General features: G+C 30.6%; 3 protein-coding genes. All 3 read left to right on the top strand.

Annotation, left to right across the window (positions count from 1 at the left end):
- Positions 1-7: 7 nt before the first annotated feature.
- The 3 genes from U9O55_02520 (at position 8) to U9O55_02510 (ending at position 3121) form a co-directional block, all read left to right on the top strand.
- A complete protein-coding gene (locus tag U9O55_02520) occupies positions 8-592 on the top strand; it encodes a rubrerythrin family protein (protein MEA2088688.1) in 585 nt (194 codons plus the stop codon).
- Between the two features lie 246 nt (positions 593-838).
- Positions 839-2491, top strand: a complete 1653-nt coding sequence (locus U9O55_02515) for a radical SAM protein (GenBank protein MEA2088687.1) — start codon at positions 839-841, stop codon at positions 2489-2491.
- Between the two features lie 57 nt (positions 2492-2548).
- Entirely contained in the window at positions 2549-3121 is a 573-nt protein-coding gene (locus U9O55_02510) for a histidine phosphatase family protein (GenBank protein ID MEA2088686.1), read from the top strand.
- The last annotated feature ends 137 nt before the right edge of the window (positions 3122-3258 follow it).

Here is a 3258-nt window from a genome sequence, read left to right as displayed (position 1 = left end):
AAATTATATGCAAAAAACAATTCAAAATTTAACAAAAGCGTTTATTGGCGAATCACAAGCAAGAAATCGCTACACTTTTTACGCTAAAGTGGCAAAAAAAGAAGGGTATGAACAAATTGCGTCAATTTTTTTAGAAACAGCTGAACAGGAAAAAGTTCACGCGAAAAGGCTGTTTGAACATATTCAGGAGCTTAAAGAAAAAATAGGAGAAAATTTGAATGAAATAAAAGTAGAAGCAACAGCTCCGACAGTTTATGAAAATACAGTAGAAAATTTAAAAGCGTCTATTGCTGGCGAAAATTATGAACATTCAGAAATGTACCCAGAGTTTGCCAAAATCGCGGAAGAAGAAGGATTAACAAATATCGCGCAAAGATTGCGTTCAATTGCCAAAGCAGAAGAACATCATGAAGAAAGATATAAAAAATTATTAGCGCAACTTGAAGCTGGAACCATATTTAAAAAAGATAAAGAAACAACTTGGGTTTGCAGAGAATGCGGTTATGTTCATCAAGGAAATCAAGCCCCTTTAAAATGTCCTTCTTGCGACCATCCGCAAAGTTATTATCAAATCAAATGCGAAGAATATTAAATTTTTATATCAGACACATCCTTTCATACTTTAAAGTATGAAAGGATACGCGAGAAAATTTTAGAAACCAAAAATTTTTTGGTTTTTTTATTTTGATAAAAATTTAGCTAATTGGCTTGATTTTTTTTAAAATTTAAATAATAATATTATTAAAGGAGGAATAAAATGTTGTTCTTTGAAAAAATATTATTGAGAGCAGATATGATAAAAATGTATGTAATAAATTTATAATAAGGAGCAAAAAAAATGAATGGAATAGACGCTCTTCTCGTATTGCCTCCGATGTATCAGTCTGGACGCATTCCTGATTATAATCCGAAAGAACCTATGGGGCTAATGTATATTGAGGCTATGCTTAAGAAAGAAGGATATGTTGTTAAAATACTTGATGCCGATATCTCGGCGTTAACTCTTGAACAAACAGTTTGCGAAATAGTCAAGCAAAAAGCAAAAGTTATTGGTTTTTCTGTGATGCAAAGAGCATTGCCTTCCGTTAAACTGATAGCTGAAGAACTTCGCAATAATGGAGTAGCTTCTCATATTTGTTGTGGCGGATTTACTGCTACTTTAAGCGCTAAATATATACTTGAGGAAGCGCCAGCAATTGATTCGATTGTTTTGGGCGATGGTGAAATTACTTTTTTGCATCTTGTTAAAGCAATCAAGGAATGTAATGGATTGGAGCATCTTTCAGATATTGCTTTTAGACAAAATGGCCAAATTAAAATAAATCAACCAGCTATTAAAGTAAATATTGATTCTTTGCCTTGGCCAAGTCGCGATTTACTCTCGATTTGTTTTGAAAAAACCAATTACGCCACCATATTAGCAAGTCGCGGTTGCTATGGAATATGCACATTTTGTAGTAACCAAGCTTTTGAAAGGGCATCTATTGGTTCAAATTGGCGTGGAAGAAATCCAGTTGATGTAGTGGATGAAATTGAAGAATTAAAAATAATATATGGAGTAAGGGTATTCAAATTCAATGACCCGAATCTGTTTGGACCAGGATTAAGTGGTCGTCAGCATGTTGTTGATATCTGTAATGAGATAATTCGTCGAAAAATTTATGACTTACATCTCATGGGCTTTTGTCGCTCAAACGATATTGACAAAGGCATCGCACAACTGATGAGACAGGCAGGATTTGAACGGATTTTGATAGGTATTGAAAGCGTTAATCCTGATGTATTGAGATTGTTTCATAAGGGAGAATCTTTACAGACAATTTGTCAGTCAATCAATATACTTCGGCAGGTTGGCATTGATATTGTTCCTGGATTTATGGTCTTTAATCCATATACGACCATTGAAACATTAGAACAGGATATTAATTTTTTAGAGACTTATGGCTTGATGCCGACTTTATCAAAATCTTTAAGAATTTTTGATGGCACTTCTATACAAGAAATTATGGTATCGGAAAATAGATTGATTTGGCATAATCCTTTTGAAGGTTACCATGAATATCTTGTTAATCCGTCCATAGCCGCTATTTATATGTCTCTTAAAACAGTATCTGTAGAATGGATTGATCTTCTTAAAAAAACTTATCAGGGGCAAATTTGGGGTATTAAAAAAGCATCAGCTTTTAATAAGCGGGTAAATTTTGATACTTTGAATAAAATGATTTTTATTTTTGAGAAAAAAATTTTAAAAGCTTTAATCTCTTGGGCAAAGTTTGGATTTAGCTTAAAAGATATAGTTGGACAAATAGCCCAACTTAAAAACCAATTAATTAATATAGAGCAATTTATTGTTTTTTCCGCAGAATTGCCTTATCCAATCCTTAATACTAAGGAATTTTCCGTAACTGATTTGGCTCGTAGAATTCACTCAATTTTAGTCAATAAGGTTTTTTGGACATTTCCAGAGCAGTATCGTTGGATGGATGACTAATTTTAAGAGGATGGCAAAAAATTGTCATCCTCATTTTTTTATTATACAATAAATTATATGATTGAATTATATATAATTAGACATGGCGAAACTGATTTTAATAAAAATAAAAAATATTTAGGAAGGATAAACATATCGTTAAATTCAGCTGGAATCGCTCAAGCTAAGAAACTTGTTGAAAAAACAAGTAATTTAAATTTTGATGTTATTTACTGTTCATCCTTAAAACGAACTATTGAAACAGCGAAATTTATTAAATCAAAGTATAATTGTGAAATTATTATTGACGATCATTTTATTGAACGATCTGTTGGCATTTATGAGGGGTTAACAAAAGAAGAAGCTAAAAATAGATATTTTGATTTATATAAACAAAATATTACTAGAATTTTTAATAAAGCAATGCCGAACGGAGAAACTATTAATGAAGTAATAAAAAGAGTTTTTTACGGTCTTGATGAAATTAAAAAACAAAATAAATATTTTAAGATAATAATTATCACTCATGGTTTTGTGGCAAAGGTAATAAATAAATATTTTAATCCTAAAATTTCAGAGCAGGAATTTTTTGATTTTAGTTTATCTAATACCGAAATTAAAAAATATACTTTTAAGGATATTTTAAGATAAAAATTCTTGCTACTGAAATAAATTTTTGATTTGGATTGTATTAATATTAATATGAAGCTGTTTGATTTAAGCGATGAAAAATTAATTGAAATAATTCGCGAAGAAAATAAAGAGCTATACAGTGAAATTATTAAGCG

The organism is Patescibacteria group bacterium (genome assembly GCA_034660655.1).
Lineage (GTDB): Bacteria > Patescibacteriota > Patescibacteriia > JAACEG01 > JAACEG01 > JAACEG01.
The sequence above is the reverse complement of the archived record's forward strand: the minus strand, read 5'-3'. Positions and strand labels throughout refer to the sequence as shown.